Origin of the sequence: Rhizobium sp. P38BS-XIX (genome assembly GCF_012641435.1) — a bacterium.
Classification (GTDB): domain Bacteria; phylum Pseudomonadota; class Alphaproteobacteria; order Rhizobiales; family Rhizobiaceae; genus Rhizobium.
Map to the genome: position 1 here is coordinate 1 of NZ_JABAIJ010000033.1, position 731 is coordinate 731.

Sequence of the window (731 nt, forward strand, 5' to 3'; positions counted from 1 at the left end):
TACAACGCGCAGCACGAGACGCTGACGCAGGCCTGGGCGGATGGTTTCACCAAGGAAACCGGCATCAAGGTCACGATCCGCAACGGCAGCGACATGCAGTTCGCCAACCAGATCATCCAGGAAGGTGCCGCGTCCCCGGCCGACGTCTATCTGACCGAGAACTCGCCGGGCATGACGCTGGTCGACGCCAACAAGCTCTTTGCGCCTGTCGATGCCGCCACGCTCGCCCAGGTGCCGGAAACCTTCAAGGCTGCCGATGGCAACTGGATCGGCGTTGCCGCCCGCTCCACGGTCTTTGCCTATGACAAGACCAAGCTGAAGGAAGCCGATCTGCCGAAGTCGATGCTCGATCTGGCCGATCCGAAGTGGAAGGGCCGCTGGGGCGCGTCCCCGGCTGGCGCCGACTTCCAGGCGATCGTCAGCGCATTCCTGGAGCTGAAGGGCGAAGACGCAACCCGCGCCTGGCTGAAGGCGATGAAGGAAAATGCGAGCTTCTACAAGGGCAACAGCGTTGCCATGAAGGCCGTCAATGCCGGCGAGATCGAAGGCGCGCTGATCTATCATTATTACTGGTTCGGCGATCAGGCCAAGACCGGCGAAAACAGCAAGAACGTGCTGCTGCACTACTTCAAGAACCAGGATCCTGGCGCCTTCGTCAGCATCTCGGGCGGTGCTGTTCTGGCGTCGAGCCAGCATCAGAAGGAAGCACAGGCGTTCCTGAAGTGGGTCAC

The 731-nt window shown here is 61.4% G+C and carries 1 protein-coding gene; it reads left to right on the top strand.

Annotated features, from left to right (window positions below; genetic code table 11):
* The coding region (locus HGP17_RS33380; RefSeq protein WP_168816343.1) for an iron ABC transporter substrate-binding protein at positions 1-731 on the top strand (731 nt) is incomplete at both ends.